This window comes from Niallia sp. WK069_GA_01 (assembly GCF_983173855.1).
The window spans coordinates 4,570,330-4,588,200 of sequence record NZ_OZ470138.1 but is presented as its reverse complement, the minus strand read 5'-3'; the positions used below and the strand labels follow the sequence as shown (position 1 = coordinate 4,588,200).

General features: G+C 35.2%; 15 protein-coding genes. 12 read left to right on the top strand and 3 right to left on the bottom strand.

Annotated features, from left to right (window positions below):
• Positions 1 to 200: 200 nt before the first annotated feature.
• From gatC to gatB, 3 genes are read left to right on the top strand one after another with little or no spacing between them, the layout of a single operon-like run.
• Complete coding sequence (gatC, locus tag AC5LWL_RS21380) at positions 201 to 491, top strand: Asp-tRNA(Asn)/Glu-tRNA(Gln) amidotransferase subunit GatC (RefSeq protein ID WP_493436186.1); 291 nt, start codon at positions 201 to 203, stop codon at positions 489 to 491.
• Positions 492 to 503: 12 nt separating this feature from the next.
• Positions 504 to 1,961, top strand: coding sequence for an Asp-tRNA(Asn)/Glu-tRNA(Gln) amidotransferase subunit GatA (gene gatA / locus AC5LWL_RS21375; protein WP_493436185.1), 1,458 nt, complete (start codon positions 504 to 506; stop codon positions 1,959 to 1,961).
• Between the two features lie 12 nt (positions 1,962 to 1,973).
• Positions 1,974 to 3,401 (top strand): Asp-tRNA(Asn)/Glu-tRNA(Gln) amidotransferase subunit GatB, encoded by a 1,428-nt coding sequence (gene gatB, locus AC5LWL_RS21370; RefSeq protein ID WP_493436184.1) that lies wholly within the window; start codon positions 1,974 to 1,976, stop codon positions 3,399 to 3,401.
• 136 nt (positions 3,402 to 3,537) lie between these two features.
• Here gatB and plsY read toward each other — a convergent pair whose 3' ends face one another.
• Positions 3,538 to 4,152 (bottom strand): glycerol-3-phosphate 1-O-acyltransferase PlsY, encoded by a 615-nt coding sequence (plsY, locus tag AC5LWL_RS21365; protein ID WP_493436183.1) that lies wholly within the window; start codon positions 4,150 to 4,152, stop codon positions 3,538 to 3,540.
• A gap of 461 nt (positions 4,153 to 4,613) precedes the next feature.
• Entirely contained in the window at positions 4,614 to 6,284 is a 1,671-nt protein-coding gene (locus AC5LWL_RS21360; protein WP_493436182.1) for a hypothetical protein, read from the bottom strand.
• 450 nt (positions 6,285 to 6,734) lie between these two features.
• Between AC5LWL_RS21360 and AC5LWL_RS21355 the strand changes: the two genes are divergently transcribed.
• From AC5LWL_RS21355 to rlmD, 6 genes are all read left to right on the top strand, one after another.
• On the top strand, positions 6,735 to 7,280 hold the full coding sequence (locus AC5LWL_RS21355) for an RNA polymerase sigma factor (protein ID WP_493436681.1): 546 nt from the start codon (positions 6,735 to 6,737) through the stop codon (positions 7,278 to 7,280).
• On the top strand, positions 7,277 to 7,747 hold the full coding sequence (locus AC5LWL_RS21350; protein WP_493436181.1) for an anti-sigma factor: 471 nt from the start codon (positions 7,277 to 7,279) through the stop codon (positions 7,745 to 7,747). The genes AC5LWL_RS21355 and AC5LWL_RS21350 overlap by 4 nt, the downstream gene beginning before the upstream one ends.
• 116 nt (positions 7,748 to 7,863) lie before the next feature.
• Positions 7,864 to 8,946: a hypothetical protein gene (locus AC5LWL_RS21345; protein WP_493436180.1), complete on the top strand. Its 1,083-nt coding sequence runs from the start codon at positions 7,864 to 7,866 to the stop codon at positions 8,944 to 8,946.
• Between the two features lie 109 nt (positions 8,947 to 9,055).
• A complete protein-coding gene (locus AC5LWL_RS21340) occupies positions 9,056 to 9,985 on the top strand; it encodes a hypothetical protein (protein WP_493436179.1) in 930 nt (309 codons plus the stop codon).
• Positions 9,986 to 10,321: 336 nt separating this feature from the next.
• Positions 10,322 to 11,257: a diacylglycerol kinase gene (locus tag AC5LWL_RS21335; RefSeq protein WP_493436178.1), complete on the top strand. Its 936-nt coding sequence runs from the start codon at positions 10,322 to 10,324 to the stop codon at positions 11,255 to 11,257.
• Positions 11,258 to 11,549: 292 nt separating this feature from the next.
• Entirely contained in the window at positions 11,550 to 12,920 is a 1,371-nt protein-coding gene (gene rlmD, locus AC5LWL_RS21330) for a 23S rRNA (uracil(1939)-C(5))-methyltransferase RlmD (RefSeq protein WP_493436177.1), read from the top strand.
• A gap of 743 nt (positions 12,921 to 13,663) precedes the next feature.
• On the opposite strand, the gene AC5LWL_RS21325 is transcribed toward rlmD, so the two are convergent.
• Positions 13,664 to 14,374, bottom strand: a complete 711-nt coding sequence (locus AC5LWL_RS21325) for a MerR family transcriptional regulator (protein ID WP_493436176.1) — start codon at positions 14,372 to 14,374, stop codon at positions 13,664 to 13,666.
• 184 nt (positions 14,375 to 14,558) lie between these two features.
• Here AC5LWL_RS21325 and AC5LWL_RS21320 point away from each other — a divergent pair, with 184 nt between their 5' ends.
• From AC5LWL_RS21320 to AC5LWL_RS21310, 3 genes are all read left to right on the top strand, one after another.
• Positions 14,559 to 14,972, top strand: coding sequence for a VOC family protein (locus AC5LWL_RS21320; protein ID WP_493436175.1), 414 nt, complete (start codon positions 14,559 to 14,561; stop codon positions 14,970 to 14,972).
• A gap of 832 nt (positions 14,973 to 15,804) precedes the next feature.
• On the top strand, positions 15,805 to 16,641 hold the full coding sequence (locus AC5LWL_RS21315) for a hypothetical protein (protein ID WP_493436174.1): 837 nt from the start codon (positions 15,805 to 15,807) through the stop codon (positions 16,639 to 16,641).
• 81 nt (positions 16,642 to 16,722) lie between these two features.
• Positions 16,723 to 17,742 carry a hypothetical protein gene (locus AC5LWL_RS21310; RefSeq protein WP_493436173.1) on the top strand — a complete coding sequence of 340 codons (1,020 nt, stop codon included), beginning with the start codon at positions 16,723 to 16,725 and terminating at the stop codon, positions 17,740 to 17,742.
• The last annotated feature ends 129 nt before the right edge of the window (positions 17,743 to 17,871 follow it).

The following is a 17,871-nucleotide window of genomic DNA, read 5'->3' as shown; positions in this document are numbered from 1 at the left end:
GCATGTGGAAGACGGTGGAGATGATTAGGAATTTTACTAATTTATTCACTTCTTTGGTACATTCTGAAGATTTATTATCTATCTAATGAACGTTCTTAAAGAATATCTGCGTTAGTTTGATGGTTCCTGTTGCTTTACTAGAGATTTGTTTGATATTATCAGTTTATTGTGTTGTGCGTATTTTTATGGAGGTGACAAATATGTCAAGAATTACAATTGAAGAAGTAAAGCATGTTGCAAACTTAGCTAGACTTGCTATTACAGAAGAAGAAGCAACAAAATTTCAAAAACAGCTTGATGCAATTATTTCATTTGCAGAAGAGTTAAATGAAATTGATACAGAAGGAATTGAACCAACATCACATGTTTTAGATATGAAAAATGTTTTGCGCGAGGATAAATCAACAAAAGGGCTTCCAGTGGAAGAGGTTCTTCGCAACGCCCCAGATCATCAAGAGGGACAAATAAAAGTGCCATCCATTATGGAGTAAGGAGGGAAAAAAATGAGTTTGTTTGACCAAAAGATAGCCGACTTGCATGAATTATTACATAAAAAAGAAGTGTCTGTTTCGGATCTAGTAACAGAAGCATATAACCGTATTAAAGAAGTGGATGATAAAGTACAAGCATTTATCACTTTAGATAAAGAAAATGCTTTTCATCAAGCAAAAGCATTGGATGCGAAACTAGTTTCTGGTGAAAAAACAGGAGCATTATTCGGAATGCCGATTGGTATTAAAGATAATATTGTAACAAAGGATTTAAGAACAACTTGTTCTAGTAAAATATTGGAGAATTTCCAACCTATCTATAATGCAACCGTAATAGAAAAATTACAGCAGGCAGAATCGATTACGATTGGTAAATTAAATATGGATGAATTCGCTATGGGTTCTTCTACAGAAAATTCTTATTATCAAAAAACAAAAAATCCTTGGAATCTGCAAACTGTTCCTGGTGGTTCTTCTGGCGGTTCCGCTGCATCTGTGGCAGCAGGAGAGGTTCTATTTTCTCTTGGTTCTGATACGGGCGGTTCCATTCGTCAACCTGCAGCATTTTGTGGAGTGGTTGGTCTAAAACCTACATATGGAAGAATTTCTCGTTTTGGACTAGTAGCTTTTGCGTCTTCATTAGACCAAATTGGACCGATTACAAGAACGGTTGAAGATAATGCTTTTCTTCTGCAGTCTATCTCAGGTTTAGATCCAATGGATTCAACGTCTGCAAATGTAGAAGTTCCTGATTTCACCAAAGGTTTAACTGGAGATGTGAAAGGACTAAAAATTGCTGTTCCTAAAGAATACTTAGGAGAAGGTGTACAAGAGGAAGTTCGTCAATCTGTACTAGATGCATTAAAGGTACTAGAGAAACTAGGGGCAACATGGGAAGAAGTTTCCTTGCCGCACAGCAAATATGCTTTAGCTACTTACTATTTATTATCCTCTTCGGAAGCTTCTGCAAACCTATCCCGCTTTGATGGTATTCGCTACGGCTACCGCGCGACTGATGCAGAAAGCTTAATTGATTTATATAAAAGAACGCGTGCTGAAGGCTTTGGTGATGAAGTAAAACGCAGAATCATGCTAGGTACTTTCGCTTTAAGTTCCGGCTATTATGATGCTTATTACAAAAAAGCACAAAAGGTTCGTACATTGATTAAAAAAGATTTTGAAGATGTTTTCGAAAAATATGATGTGATTGTTGGACCAACTACACCAACACCAGCATTTAAAATAGGCGAAAATGTTGATGATCCATTAACGATGTATGCTAATGATATTTTAACAATTCCTGTTAACTTAGCAGGTGTACCAGGGATTTCAGTGCCATGCGGATTCTCAAACGGGCTGCCATTAGGCTTACAAATCATCGGCAAACATTTTGATGAAGCGAGTATTTACAAAGTTGCGTATGCATTCGAACAAGCAACAGATTATCATAAACAAAAACCAACGCTGTAAGGGGTGATATCAATGGAATTTGAAACAGTCATTGGATTAGAGGTCCATGTAGAATTAAAAACAGAATCAAAAATCTTCTCAAGCAGTCCAAACCACTTTGGAGCATCGCCTAATACGAATACAACCGTTGTCGACTTAGGCTACCCAGGTGTTTTGCCAGTATTAAATAAAAAAGCGGTAGAGTACGGAATGAAGGCTTCTATGGCCCTTAACTGCGAAATTGCTACAGATACGAAATTTGACCGTAAAAACTATTTTTACCCAGATAATCCAAAAGCATATCAAATCTCTCAATTTGATAAACCAATCGGTGAACATGGTTGGATTGAAATTGAAGTAGATGGCTATAAGAAAAAAATCGGGATTACTCGTGTTCATTTAGAAGAAGATGCTGGGAAATTAAATCATGGAAATGGTTATTCTTTAGTAGACTTTAACCGACAAGGTACGCCGCTTATTGAAATTGTATCAGAGCCTGATATTCGCACACCAAATGAAGCATATGCTTATCTGGAAAAACTAAAATCAATTGTCCAATATACAGGTGTTTCTGATTGTAAGATGGAAGAAGGATCTCTTCGCTGTGATGCCAACATTTCCATTCGTCCAGTTGGACAAGAGGAATTTGGAACAAAAACAGAATTAAAGAATTTAAACTCCTTTAACTTTGTTCGTAAAGGGTTAGAATATGAAGAAATACGCCAAAGAGAAGTTGTAAAAGCAGGCGGCGTAATTGATCAAGAAACGCGTCGTTATGATGAAGCAGCAAATAAAACATTATTAATGCGCGTTAAAGAAGGATCAGATGATTATCGTTATTTCCCAGAGCCGGATTTATTAGACCTATACATTGATGAAGATTGGAAAGCGCGTATTCGTGCAGAAATACCAGAATTGCCGGATGCTCGCAAAAAACGATACATGGAAGAGCTTGGTTTACCTGCCTATGATGCAAATGTTTTAACTGTAACAAAAGAAATGGCAGATTTCTTTGAAGAGACAGTTGCAAAAGGGGCTGATGCTAAGCTTGCATCCAATTGGTTAATGGGCGATGTTTCTGCTTATATTAATGCAGAGCAAAAAGAACTTTCAGAAGTAGAACTTACTCCAGAAAATTTAGCGGGCATGATTAAACTTATTGAAAACGGAACAATATCGAGTAAAATTGCTAAGCAAGTTTTTAAAGATTTAATTGAAAAGGGTGGAAATGCGGAAAGTATTGTCAAAGAAAAAGGTTTGGTGCAAATTTCCGATGAAGGTGCATTACTGAAAGTAATCAGTGAAGCATTAGATAATAACCCACAGTCTATTGAAGACTTTAAAAACGGAAAACAAAAAGCTATTGGATTCCTTGTTGGACAAATTATGAAAGCAACTAAAGGACAAGCAAATCCACAGCTAGTAAATAAATTATTAGTACAAGAAATTACTAAAAGGTAACAAAAAGGGAAATGATCAAGTATCATTTCCCTTTTTGTCGACAATTTCTCATATCATTTCCCAGGAAAAGTTATATATCTACAAATTTCATTTTATCTGCTGAATATATTAGCCAAGCTTGTCCGATTATAGAAAATTAGCTAATTTTCTTGGGGTTTATTCGATCTTTTTTGATATTTTTATCATTAATTTTTGGTTCTTTATTTTGAAAGAAATTAATAATATTAGAGCGATGTAAAAAGATTAATAAAAGTAAAAAGATAAAAAAGGTTACTTCGTTTTTTAAGCCTGGTTCTATTAAAGCGTATAGCAGTAAAGTCACCCCAACAGATAGGCTACCCATAAAGACATATTTAGTGATCGCGATTACGAGGATAAATGTTGCATAAACGATAAGCAGCATCCAAGGGTTAACGATAAGCAATGTGCCCGCAGTAGTAGCAATTGCCTTTCCACCTCGAAACTTAGCGAATATGGGAAAACAATGACCAAAAACAGCTATAAGTCCTGTGTATAACGGGTCTATATTTACTTGTAAAAGCAAAGGGAGGGATGCAGCTAATGCCCCTTTGGCAATATCAATAACAAGGACAGCTAGTCCTGCTTTTTTTCCTAGTACTCTAATAGAGTTGGTTGCACCAGGATTTAAACTGCCATGTTTGCGGATATCAATTCCAAAAAATATTTTTCCAATTATTAAGGCTGTAGGAATGGATCCAATAAGATAGGACGCAATCAAAAGTGTAAGCAAAAGCATTCTCCTTTTGGGTGGGTGTTTAAAAATAGGGGACAAATAGAGATAGTATTCTAGCTCTGTTTGTCTGCTTTTTGAACACTCCACTTAAATAATAAAATCATATTTCCTTTTGTAGTTATTATATGCTGTGAAGGAATAATATTTGTTACTTTATTTGTCTATTTATTTTCTGTTTGCTTTGTATTTTAATAGATATTCTAAAAAAGCGCTGCTCTTGTAATGGGGCCGCAGTCAGAATACACTTCGCTTTCCATAGGGCTTTCCATGGGACTACGCTTGAGCCTCCTCGGAGCTTTGCTCCTGTGGTGGAATCTCACCTGTCTCGCAATTCCCATAGGAGTCTTCGTGTATTCTGCCTGCTACCATAACAAGAATACCACTTAAGAAAAATGCATCTTTTCGTGAACAACAATTTTTTTGAAAATATAACAAAGCTATTGTAACAAAAAATACTTTTACTGTAATTCCTCTATCGCTAAATGTTCAACGGATACGACTGTTTCGTCTGTATCCATATAATCTAGAGTCAGTTTCATTCCTTTTTCTATAAACACACTATAAGGAAAATCAGTGGAGGAAACTTGGAATATGGTGTTTTGTCCTTCTAACATGAATTTTACAACGGTGCTGTTTTGTCCTTCTGCTTTGTACACATAATGGACAGTACCAGCTGTTTTTTTGTTATTCGCAATATCTGTTGGAACGGTTTTATCATTTTTTAGCTGTGTTGCAAGAGCATATTTATATTCATTAAATAGCTTTGCCTTTACATTGCTGTAGCTGTAGATTTTTTCATCTTTTGCATGGACAAGCATCATTTCCCGCAGTACATTATTACTGTCCATAAGAGGAATAACCCATGTGAACTGTCCGTAAATGGTATAAAGCAATGGTGTTCCTGCTTCATATTTTTCAGCTCTGAACGTTTTTTCCGCTACATTAATAGCAGATTTTCCATTTAACGAACCATTTGCCTCTGTGTAGAACGTTAATTTGCCAGTTCGTGCATTTAACATGGAATATCCAACCATTGAGCCACTATTCGTTTTTGGTCGTGTAAAGTCAGTAAACCAATTTAATTGTAAGCTTTTATTAAATACTCCATTAACTTCATCCATATCATCCCATTGTGTTGGCACTATCATGTCTTCCTTTGAGAAAACGGTATTCCAAAAGCCGTGAATGTATTTTCCGTACCATTCATTCCAATCCTCTGCAACACTTGTCGGGATAACATGATCAATATAATCAGGAATATTATCCATTGCATAGTTCTCAATCGTTCCTGTTTCTGGGTCAATAACATATATTCCTTTTATGTCTACCATTTGGCGGAATTTTTGATAGTATCCATACGGTACAACATAGTATGGTTTATCATCATCATTCGGTTCAAAGCTTGCTTCTAAAAGAATAGTATCTTTATATTTGCTGCGGACAATTCTTTTAATATCTTCATGAAAATAGGCAGAAGGAACATATTTCATCGAAGCTTCCACTAGAATAGCATCTTCATTTTCATCTTCTGCACTCATTTTAATATAGCCAGGAACAGTTTCTCCTTTAACCCATTTAAAAAAACCAGTATATTCGATAGGTGTTACCCAGTATAAATGGTCATCTATTTTTTGCAAAGTAGAGTCGCCAAGGTCATAGTAGGAGGAATGGGCAAGCTCTCCTAATTTCTTTTCACTGCGATATCTTGCATAACTTTCTGGAACAACGGCAATATGCTGTTCATCCATTGATTCCTCTTCACGGCTTGCAACCGTTGTTTTATTAGCAACAAATGCATATTTATCCTTTACAATTGTCAGCGGATAAAAAAACTGCAGGTAAGCACAAACCATTAGCATTAAAAAGCTAAGTATAGCAGTAACACTATACCCTTTTACACGCGGATAAAATAAGTCGCATAAAAAGAAAATGGCTATATAAAGAAAACCAAATTTTATAAGGGCTTGTATTGAGTAATCAACTAAACGGAAATAATCTAATAAGAAAATAAAGACTGCTCCAAGAATGACACGGGCAACTTGTGAATAAAGAAAAATTCTTCTCGGATAATAGGTTTTCCATACAAATGGATTTAAGGTTATTGCCAATAAAGCAAATAAATAAATCATTTTTATTTCTCCTCCTTTATTATAGTTTATCCTACGTTAATACGTAATTTAATGGAAATAGTTTCGTTTTTAAAAAGGCGACGGCAGTATAAAAAAATAATATAAAATAGGAAGTTGTCTTCTCCTTTTTACATGATAAGATAATAGTGCGTGTTCAAAAAGGAGGATAAAAAGGACCGAGAAGTTCGAGGCGGTTTAGCTTTGAGCATCACAGCGTATGGTGTTAATACGTGAGAAGCGGAAAAGCAAACCAACGAAGAAATTCGACGTGTCATTTTTACCGGACTTTTTGAACAACCTCTAATAGAGTATTTTCTTAAAGTCTCTGCAAAAAGTATACATATGAAGGAAAACTTTCACTCCTTAAAAAATAATTATATTTACTGTAGGGGGTTCGTTGTTTAAATCGTCTATTAGTATGTAAGCCGGTTTGGAGAGGGGGAGAGAAGAATTAATGATAAAGTTCTTATTGAGAAAATAATTGCCGGAAACGATCAAGCTTTTCGATTATTAGTTGAAAATTATCGAAATGATTTATTCCGTACTATATATAGTGTGCTTAAAGATCAGAAAGAAGCAGAAGATGCAACACAAGAAGTTTTTATCAAGATTTATACTTCTCTCCCCAAATATGAGAACCAAGGCTTCAAAACATGGATAACAAGAATAGCTGTTAATTATGCAATCGATGTAAAAAGAAAACAACAAAGAAGAAGAGAAGATATCTCGGAAGTTGTTGAATTGGATTTGCATCATACAAAAAAAGAAGAGGTAGAGTTAGAGATTGTAAATCGACAACGACGTCAGCTAGTCCGAAAAAGGCTAGAAGAACTGCCGGATAATTACAGGGATGTTATTTATGGCTACTATATTGCTGAAAAAAGCTATCAGCAAATGGCACTGGAACAAAAGGTTCAAGTGAAAACAATTGAAACAAAGCTTTATCGAGCAAGAATTTGGATGAGAAAGCATTGGAAGGAGGAAGACTTTTTATGACAAAACATTATGCTTATGAACAGTGGTTGAAGTATGTGAAGGATGAGCTAGAGGAACAGGAACGAAGCTTGCTCGAGGATCATCTTTATACATGTGATCATTGCCTCGAAGTCTATCTAAATGCTGTAGATGAACAAGAAACGGCGCTTCCTACCATTTCAAATGAGACTGCTTTTACTGACCAGATTATGCTAAAACTTTCCAATGAAGCTGTTGAAACAAAGTTTGTGATAAAGGAGAACAAGAGACAGAGCTTTTATCACTCTCCTATTTTTCATTACACTTTAGCTGCTGCAGTAACGCTAATTCTGATGTCTACGGGGGTTTTTCAATCCATTGTTCAACATACAGAAACCATTCAAAAAGCAGAGATGCCAAGTAAAAAAGAGTCTACAACCATTGGATTTGTGGATAAAACATTTACGTGGATGGATGAATTAGAAGGCAACATGAAACACAACAAATAAACATTAGTCTTTATTTGTTGTGAGCAACTAAAACAAATATAAGGGCAAATAAAACCTACTAAAGGTGGCGCGAGCGAAGCTCCGTCCCCTTTAACCATAAAGGAGGAAAAGAAAGAATGAAAAACCCGATTGTCGCTTTTTTATTAGCGTTTTTTCCGGGGGCTGGCTTGTTTTATATCGGAAAAAGGCTTAGAGGATTTTTATATGGTGCAGCTGTTTTAGGATTAGCTTTTTTCTCGATTCTTCTTGCTGTATCAGGAGCATTTATAGATGAAGGAATAATTATCTTTATTGTATTATTCGGTTTTACCATTTATATAATCAGTTTAATTGATACCTTCATCACAACAAGCAGATATTTAAAGAGACGGCTTCCTACAGAAAAAATAGATAGAGATGGAGAAGCAATTTTAGTAAATACAATAGAATCTGAACGTTTTTATACGATTGTTCTTTCCTTTATTCCAGGGCTCGGGCATATTCAATTAGGATTAATGTACCGTGGAATTACGTTATTAACCTCTTTTCTTGGACTAGGGATTATGATATTTTTTGTTACCTTTCTAACAAACAGAAGTGAGTTTTTAATATTTATGGCGATTTTGCCAGTAATTTGGGTTTATGGCTTTTTTGATGCCATGCAGCAATTTACTAAGAAGCAAAATGGTGAGGTTTTAGTGGATCAAACGGTATTTCAAGATTTTGAAAAGAATAGAGAAGATGGGAAAAAAAGCAAAGTGATTGCCACTTTTTTATCGATTTTTCCTGGAGCAGGTCATTTATATTTAGGATTGCAACAGCGTGGAATGCAATTAATGGCAGCATTTTTATTTTCTATTTTTATTTTAAATGAATTGAGATTAGGGCTTTTCTTATTTTTAATCCCATTGATTTGGTTTTACAGCTTTTTTGATGGGTTGCAAAAAGCTTCAAAAGCAGGAGAAGAACAACCTTTACAAGATACACCGGTCATTTCTTATTTAATCAATCACCAGAAGTGGATAGGCATTGGTCTTGTACTACTGGGAATATATTATTTATTTCTAAATATTATTTTGCCTATTTTAGCACCTAAACTGAATGTTTTATTTCATATTGATCTTCAGTTTTTATTTTATCAATATTTTCAAACAGGGTTAGTCTGCCTTATTCTTATCCTTGGCGGAGGACGCTTGTTGATGGGGAAGAAAAAGAAGTAAGAGAATTTGTATACAGATAGATAAAAAGTAAAAGAAGGTTCTGTTTAAAAGACGACGTCTATTTAAAAATCTAACAGAGCCTCTTATAGAAACAAGGGGGGAACAAAAATTGAGAACATGGCGTGTTGGTACATTTTCAATGGGGTTATCGCTGCTTTTCCTTGGGATTTTTCTTTTATTAACACAGTTATTAGACTGGGAACTAACAACGGTGTTAAAGGTTTGGTGGCCGATCATTTTAGTTGTACTTGGAATGGAAATACTGCTGTATTTGTTTACATCTAAACAGGAAAAACCATATTTGAATTTTGATTTATTCAGTATCATTATTGTTGGCATAATTGGAACTGCAGGAATAGCTATTGTTTTTTTACAGTCAACTGGATTATTAGATCTTATGGAAAAGGAACTGACAAAAGAAGAGGTAACAATGGAACTACCAGCTTTTGATTATAAAATAAAGAGCGGGATTAAGAGAGTGGTTATCGAGACAGAAGGACAAAGCAGTCCCTTATCAATAGAAGGAACAGAGGAGAAGAACGTTTCCCTGTTTGGTACATACCGAACGGATAATACAGAGGATAAAATAAGAATAAAAAAATCAGAAGATTATGTATTAGTTAATGAAAAAGGAGATACGGTTTACTTTAAACTAAAAGATTTGCCAGTTCGTTTAAATGGATTTTCTTCCTCGTATTCATCAATACAGTCAACTATTCTTATCCCATCCGATGTGAAGGTAGAAATTTTGGGTGAAAATGATGATTTAACGGTTAATCCAAGGCATCTTAAGAATGACTGGAGCATCTCTAATACAACGTCTCTTCATTTGAATTTAGCTGATACGGATAATGTAGAAGTAGCGGTTAAAGATACAGAAATATTAGCTGACGATCGTGCTGAGTGGAAAATCTTAAATAAAAATAAAGAAAATCTGAATGAATTAGATACATTAACAGAAGCAAATTATGTCAAAGGTAAAAAACAGGGTGCCATTCATATTATTAATGGAGGCAGCTTAAATTTAATAAATAAATAAAATCTATTTATAGTTGGAAAAGATCTATTTCGGTGTAGGTCTTTTCTTCTTGTATAAAATATATCGGTATGTTGGCAAAAGTAAGCAGCGGCAGGGATTAGAGAGCTTTAATCAAACGTTTGTTTAATTTTTATGGAAAGAAAGCAACGAAGATAGTTGGTTGAAAAAAGCAAGAAGAGGGTATAATGGAGATGAAAAATATACTCTTTTATTAAACGTATTAAATGATAGTTGCAGAGATAGTCAAGACTACTAAATATTGCCTAAAGATGCAATTATCGTTTATGATGATAGTTGGTAGTACGGATTGAAATCTTGAAAAATAGGATGATGGATATGAAACGAGCAAGAATTATATATAATCCTACTTCAGGTCGTGAAGCCTTTAAAAAGCATTTAGCAGAAGTGTTAAAGAAATTAGAGAATGCAGGATATGAAACATCCTGCCACGCAACAATAGGTCCAGAAGATGCTACAAAAGCAGCCAAGATTGCAGTAGAGAGGCGCTATGACCTTGTCGTTGCAGCTGGTGGTGATGGCACTATTAATGAAGTAGTGAATGGATTAGCAGAACAAGAATATCGTCCAAAGCTAGGAATTATTCCGGTAGGCACAACAAATGATTTCGCAAGAGCATTACATATTCCAAGAGATATAGAAGTAGCAGCAGATATAATAGCAAAAGGCGATACCATTCCAATGGATATAGGCAGAATAAATGGGAAATATTTTATTAATATCGCTGGCGGCGGACATCTAACAGAATTGACATATGAAGTGCCAAGCAAGCTGAAAACGATGCTTGGACAACTTGCTTATTATTTAAAGGGAATTGAAATGCTGCCTTTTTTAAAAGCGACTAATGTGAAGATTGAATACGACGGAAAACTATTTGAAGGGGAAGTTATGCTCTTTTTAGTGGGGTTAACCAACTCTGTCGGCGGGTTTGAGAAGCTAGCTCCAGGTGCTTCTATTAATGATGGCTTGTTTTCGCTGCTTATCTTAAAAAAAGCAAATCTTGCAGACTTTATTCGGATTGCTACAATGGCCATTCGCGGGGAGCATATTAACGATCCAGGCGTTATTTATGCAAATGCCAATCATATAAAAATTACTTCCAATGAAACGGTGCAATTAAATTTGGATGGGGAATTAGGCGGCATGCTTCCAGCAGAATTTATTAATTTATACCGCCACTTTGAAGTGTTTGTTCCAATTGATAAAATTCGAGATGAAGATAATCCAGAAAAGATAAAAAATATAGAACAATAAATAAAACCACAAGAGTGAGCAAACAAGCAGCTCACTCTCTTTGTAATAATCCCCCTCTAATCATTGCCTTTCCAAAAAACTTCCTATAATAATCCGCTCCTTTTTATGGTATGATTTATTTTTATCCAATGTATAATGAGAGTTTTGTTTTTGTCGCTTATCCAAATAAGTTTTAAGTTAGAACGATGTCTATCTACAGCGTCTAGCCCACATGTCTCTAAAAGTAAAAGGCACTGGTCAAAAGGCGTTTCCACATTTCTGAATGGAAAACAATAGGTAAAGGAAGAAGCATATGAGTCGAACATTACCAGTTCAAAAGAACGATACAATAGATATAGTATTTGAAGATTTAACACATGATGGCGCCGGTGTAGCAAAGGTGGATGGTTATCCACTATTTATCCCCAATGGTCTGCCAGGTGAAAAAGCAACAGTAAGAGTAGTGAAAACGAATAAAAATTATGGATTTGGCCGTTTAGTGGAGATGAAGGAAAAAAGCCCATACAGAGTGGAAGCCCCATGTCCTATCTATAAAGCATGTGGAGGCTGCCAGCTTCAGCATGTAAGTTATGAAGGACAGCTGCAAATAAAGCATAAACAAGTGCAGGATGTATTAACGAGAATTGGAAAAATTGATACGATTGTACATCCAACTCTTGGTATGAATGAACCTTGGCGCTACCGAAATAAAGTGCAGGTTCCGATTGGTGAGGGAGAAGGCGGATTGATTGGGGGCTTTTATCAACAGCGTTCCCACCAAATTATTAACATGGAAGAATGCCTTATTCAACAAGAAGAAAATGATGTCGTTATTAAAAAGGTAAAAGAAATCTGCAATAAATATGGTATGCGTGCATATGATGAAAGCCGCCATAAAGGTGATTTACGTCATATTATGGCAAGACGTGGATTAGTAACAGGCGAAATCATGGTTGTGTTGATAACTCGTACAAATAAATTAATGAATGAAAAGAAAATTGTGGATGAAATTGTTGAAGATATTCCTGAAGTGAAATCGATTATCCACAATGTGAATAATAAAAAAACAAATGTGATTATGGGAGATACTACAAAAGTACTTTGGGGACAAGAAACAATAACGGATTATATCGGCAATGTAAAATTTGCAATATCTGCCCGCTCTTTTTATCAAGTAAACCCAGAACAGACAAAGGTTTTGTATGATAAGGCATTGGAATATGCTGGACTACAAGGAGAAGAAAACGTTATTGACGCATATTGCGGAATCGGAACCATCTCTCTTTTCCTTGCAAAAAAAGCCAAAAAAGTATTTGGAGTCGAAATTGTTCCACAAGCAATAGAAGATGCCCGCAGAAATGCGGAATTAAATGATATCCACAATGTGGATTTTGCAGTTGGCGAAGCAGAAATAGTTATCCCCAACTGGTATAAAGAAGGAAATATAGCAGATGTATTAGTAGTCGATCCACCGAGAAAAGGCTGCGACAGTGCATTGCTGCAGACTATTATCGAAATGAAACCGAAAAAAGTAGTGTATGTCTCCTGCAACCCAGCGACATTAGCAAGAGATTTGCGTGTATTGGAAGATGGAGGATATAAAACACTGGAAGTACAGCCTGTGGATATGTTTCCGCAGACGATGCATGTGGAGTGTGTGGCAGAGCTTGTTCTACAAGTGTAAAACAATAAAAGACTCTTCCGAACCAAAATAGAAATTTCCGATTCAGGATCGATTTTAGTTAAAATAACATTTCCGATCTCCAATTTTGTTTCAATATCATCCCGGTTTTTCCTCAATAGGAACCCGGGATTTTTTCTTGTTTAATTCAATAGAAAATCAATATATTTTCAATAGTTTTATGAGGATTCAATCTTACTAAACCCTTGCTGTATCAGGCGTTTTTCAATAGTACATTCAGGCAGCTGTTCAATAAGAGACCGTAGGTCTCAATCAATCATTTCTCTATGTTTTATCTTCTTTCCAGAATTCTTATCTCCGCTATTTCTTCCTTCCATTCTCGGAGATTTCTATTTTAACTCCCGAAAAAACGTGAAAAAAATGCGGAAAAACAGGCGAAAAACGGTCATTTTTGAATCAGAAAAGGGGCAAAATTGGGGTTCGGTCGGAAATCTTTATTTTAACTCGAATGGAAGAATGCGGGTTTGAGGTGGGGGAAATCGGAAGGGTTTATTTGGGTTGTACATAGGTAGAAGAAAGAAATAAGTTTAGTTTGTAATATATAATCCAAAAGGTGGAATGTGTGAGAAAAGAGAAAGAACTAAACTGAAATCGTGGGTGTAGAAAAGAAAAGTTCCAACTCTGAAGGTTTTTCCGGTATTTTTTCGGCAGACCTTCGGATTTTTTTTTCTAAGATTAAAAAATCCGAGTGCATATAGTCTCCTTTTAAATAAGATTATTCTCTATTACTCCTCCTGATTTTTCTTTTTAGACACAACATCCAATAAATTTTGTAAAGATGCTATCCCTCGTACTTGCTCTGTTAGTGCATAATCAATGTATTCCAATGATGTTAAAGCCATTTGCTTAGCCTGAGCAACGTTGTTGTTTTCAAGGTCTGATAATACTTCACGAACTATATCCAATGAGTAAACGACTCTTTGAACAGTTCGGATAATCAATACCCTTCGAATATCGGATGGACTATATAGACGAAAACCACTCTCTTTGTGCCTTTCAGGGTTGATTAGCCCTTCCTTTTCCCAATGTCTAATAGCAGATGCGGATACATTCGCTTCTTTTGCAACTTCTCCAATTGTAAAAAAGGTTTTCTTACTGTAATCAGGAATTTCCGTTAGTTCTTTTAAATCAAGTATTTCAATCGTTTTTTGTACGGTTTCTTTTTCAGTATAGAGATTAACTTGTGCTTTATTAATCAGCCATAATCCCTCTACAATTTGTCCATTTTTGATAAGTGGCATGATCTCTTTAATCAAATCCATACCAAAGCCGGGCAATAATGCACGAATACATTGAAAATAGGCTTCATGAACAGAGGTATAAATTCTGTACCCATTTTCTGCTCTATCGACGACAGGAATCAGTCCCCAGGATTCATAATGTCTTAATGCACTTGTGCTTATATTCAACTTCTTAGCAATTTCAATTCCTTTCATAGAAATCTCCTCTCTTAACCTTATAAATTAAAGTTAAAGTTAATGACGGGTTTTTATAATAGGATACAACAATATAAAAGAAAAAAACACTAAACATTAGCATTTGCATTAATATTGTACTATGGAAATATAAGGTTAAATAATGAATGCCTTATAGAAATCTATTTAAAGGGAGCGAATACCTATGCAAAATCGAAAAATGAATCAAACAGTCGTACCTTACTTTATGGTACTTAGTGCTTCAAAATTTATTGAATTTACTAAGAATGTTTTTCAATCGGAAGTAATTAACGTAAATAAATTAGGAGACACAGAGGGTGTTATTCATGCAGAAATGAAAATTGGAGAAAGCATCATTTATTTCGCTGATACATCTCATGATGGGAGTTGTGGACCAGGAGTATGTGGAGATTTAAAGAATGATGGTTTAGTCCCTGTCCAAATGTATATTTATGTTGATAACGTAACAGATACTTATGAAAAGGCCATTAAAGCAGGAGCAACATCAATTATGGAAGTCATGGAAGATGGAGAAGGTGGTTCTATGGCTGGCTTTGTAGATCCTTTTAGTAATTTATGGTGGGTTCAATCAAAATAACATTAACAATATAAAAATGTTTAAATGAAAGAACGTTCCAATTCCGAAGGTTTTCCGGTACTTTTCCCGGCAGACCTTCGGTTTTTTTATTTCCAAAATCGGAAAAAATCCCACCCCAATTCAATGTCAGTTCAATCTCCATTTCAATTAGTTTCCAATCGGAATCCATTCGTTTCTCTCATTTCTATGCCTCTCCAAGCCTTGTCCAATAAGGGTTCAATCCATCTCCTATTCCTTTTCAGTTGGTTTCCACACATAATAGAGTCGAATGTTTTTCAGCGTTTTATCTGGTTTTTTCGTTAGTTTTTCAATTGTAGAAGTAGATCAGGAACTTATTCAAAATCCGATCTCCTTCGTCTACTCTGGAACGTAATTTTTTTCTCAAAATCAGTGAAAAAACGTTACAAATTCGAGTGGAAATGCGGAAAAAGCGGGAACGTAATTATTTTATGAAGAAATTTAGAGTAAACGGGTGAATAGGGCGTGAGCCCTTTTAGGAGAAGGGATTGAGGGGAATAGAGCGGTGATGGGGGTTGGAACTTAATTTTTGGGTGGGGACATAGTAGATGGGTGTATATCTTTATCTAATGTAGAGAAGGAGAAACGATTGTAAACAAAAACATGCGAAGGTGGCTAAATAGAGAGTTGAAAGCGAATCTATAACGGTATATGAGAGGTTGAGGAGGAGGAGATGGTTCTAACTAAACAGAAATTGTAGATTTACAATTAACAATTTGAGTTTCAAATCATCTGACGGTTAAGCTAAACTATATGTATTAAGAGCTTTTAATTTATAATTAAATTTATATCATTATGAAAGAAGGTGTTTTTTGTGGGAATGGAGGAAATCAACAAGGATATTTGTTTTGTAGTTACTCCCATCGGAGCGGATGAATCAGCTGAACGAAGATATGCTGATGGTATTACAGACGGAGTCTTAAAGCCAATCTTGGAAGAATTCAATTTGGAGCCGAGGGTTGCCCATAGAATTACCAAACCTGGATCAATTAACTCCCAGGTTATTAATAACCTATATTCCGCTAAGTTGGTTATCGCCAATTTGACTGGGCTTAATCCAAATGTTATGTACGAGGTAGGGATTAGATATACCATGCGGAAACCTATGATTCTAATTTGTGAAAAGGGAACAAGATTACCGTTCGATATTATTGAGGAACGAACTATATTCTATACCAATGATATTGCTGGTAGTGAGGAGCTAAAAAGCAGATTACGTTCAATGCTTATAGATTTTGATTTCGATGGTCTACAGGATAACCCAATTTATAGAGTTCTGGACTTTGAAAATGCTATGGGTAAGATTAGTGATGAATCTGCAAGCGATTCACTTCTCAAGGAACTAAAGGATATTATCCAATCAAGTAAAAGTGATGATTCAAATAGCAGAATAACAAGAACGGTTTCCATCGAATTAATTGAAGGGAGCAGTAAATTTTTATCATCTTCAGAGGCTTTAAAATTGCCAAAAGAGATATTAAAGGTTTCTGATAGATTTATAGCTCCCATGAATATAGAGAATTCTTCAAATAGCTCACCTTTACTAACTTATTCATCTACATTTACGTGGGATGTTGATCATTCATTGATTGAGCTTGCTTGTAAAAATACTTTAGGAGATAAATTTTTATCACTTATTCCTGTAGTGTAAGCTGTGATATCAATAAATATTGGGTTGTATAGGAAGGGTAAGTAATGAAGGGACAATAAGAACATGAGGTTTTGTATTTATTTGAAGAAAACAGAGCCAGAAGTAATTTTTTCTTCTGGAGAGCACATCTTTCCAGCTGGAATAGGAGGTATTCAGAAACTTCCTGTTGAGTATGTAAGTCACGATTGTAACAATGCGTTTTCGGCAATGGAACTTCCATTTATGAGAAATTCCCTCATTGCCCTACCTCGTCAAATCTATGGACCTGGTAAAAGAGGGAAATTGGATCGTAAACATGCCACAAAATCAGCGGTTTCCTTAATGAATGGTGTGAATGAGTCAGGGAATGTTGAATTTGGTTATATTAGTTTAGGTCATCCTTACAGTATTTCACAAATTAAAATGAATGTGAATGGAACTTGTCAGTTTATTTCTGATAGAACTTTTGGGGAGGTAAATAAACAAGTTGCGGATTTCGAAAAGAATTTGAATAAATATAGTGGAAGGTATCAATTGTATCAAGATGAACGATTAGATTCGGATGAGTTCTTACTTGGATTGCATGATGGTAAATGGCATGTAGCTCTAAGCAATATAGAACTGGAGTCAAGTATTAGTGATTTTGTAGAAAGGTTACTTACTCAAAAGCCATTTGATAACCAATCACCTAATTATGGCACTGTGCAGATAAGAGTACAGCAGTCCATTCAATTTGATGACAGATATTTTAGAGTGTGTGCTAAAATAGTTTTCAATTATCTTGCTTTTGTAAAGGGACAAAACTTTGTATTAAATGATCGTTTTAATCCTTTGCGAGATTGGATTGTAAATGGTGGAGAAAACAAGTTTGCTGTATTGTCGGGAGAGCAAACTAATCTTGTTATACCATTTCCTGATAAAGCACATAAAATTTTAATTGTTCAGTATGGAAAATCTATAAAGGGATTAATTAGTTTCTATGGAAATTCCTTTGAAACATTGATTCATTTGTGTGATGATTTCGAAGATATATTTCAATTAGAAGGTTTTGTCTGTGATTGGCAAAATAGTCGAGAGTTTCGATTGAATGATTATATCAATTTAATAGCCTTTAAATCGTAAATTAAATACAAATTCAGACTGGAGCCATATAAAGGACCAGTCTTTTGCTTTTTATTCAGTTGGGTTTTCTACTCCATTCATCTGGAGAGTCATCAGGTTTGTATTTAGTTTCCATCCAGGTTTCCACTC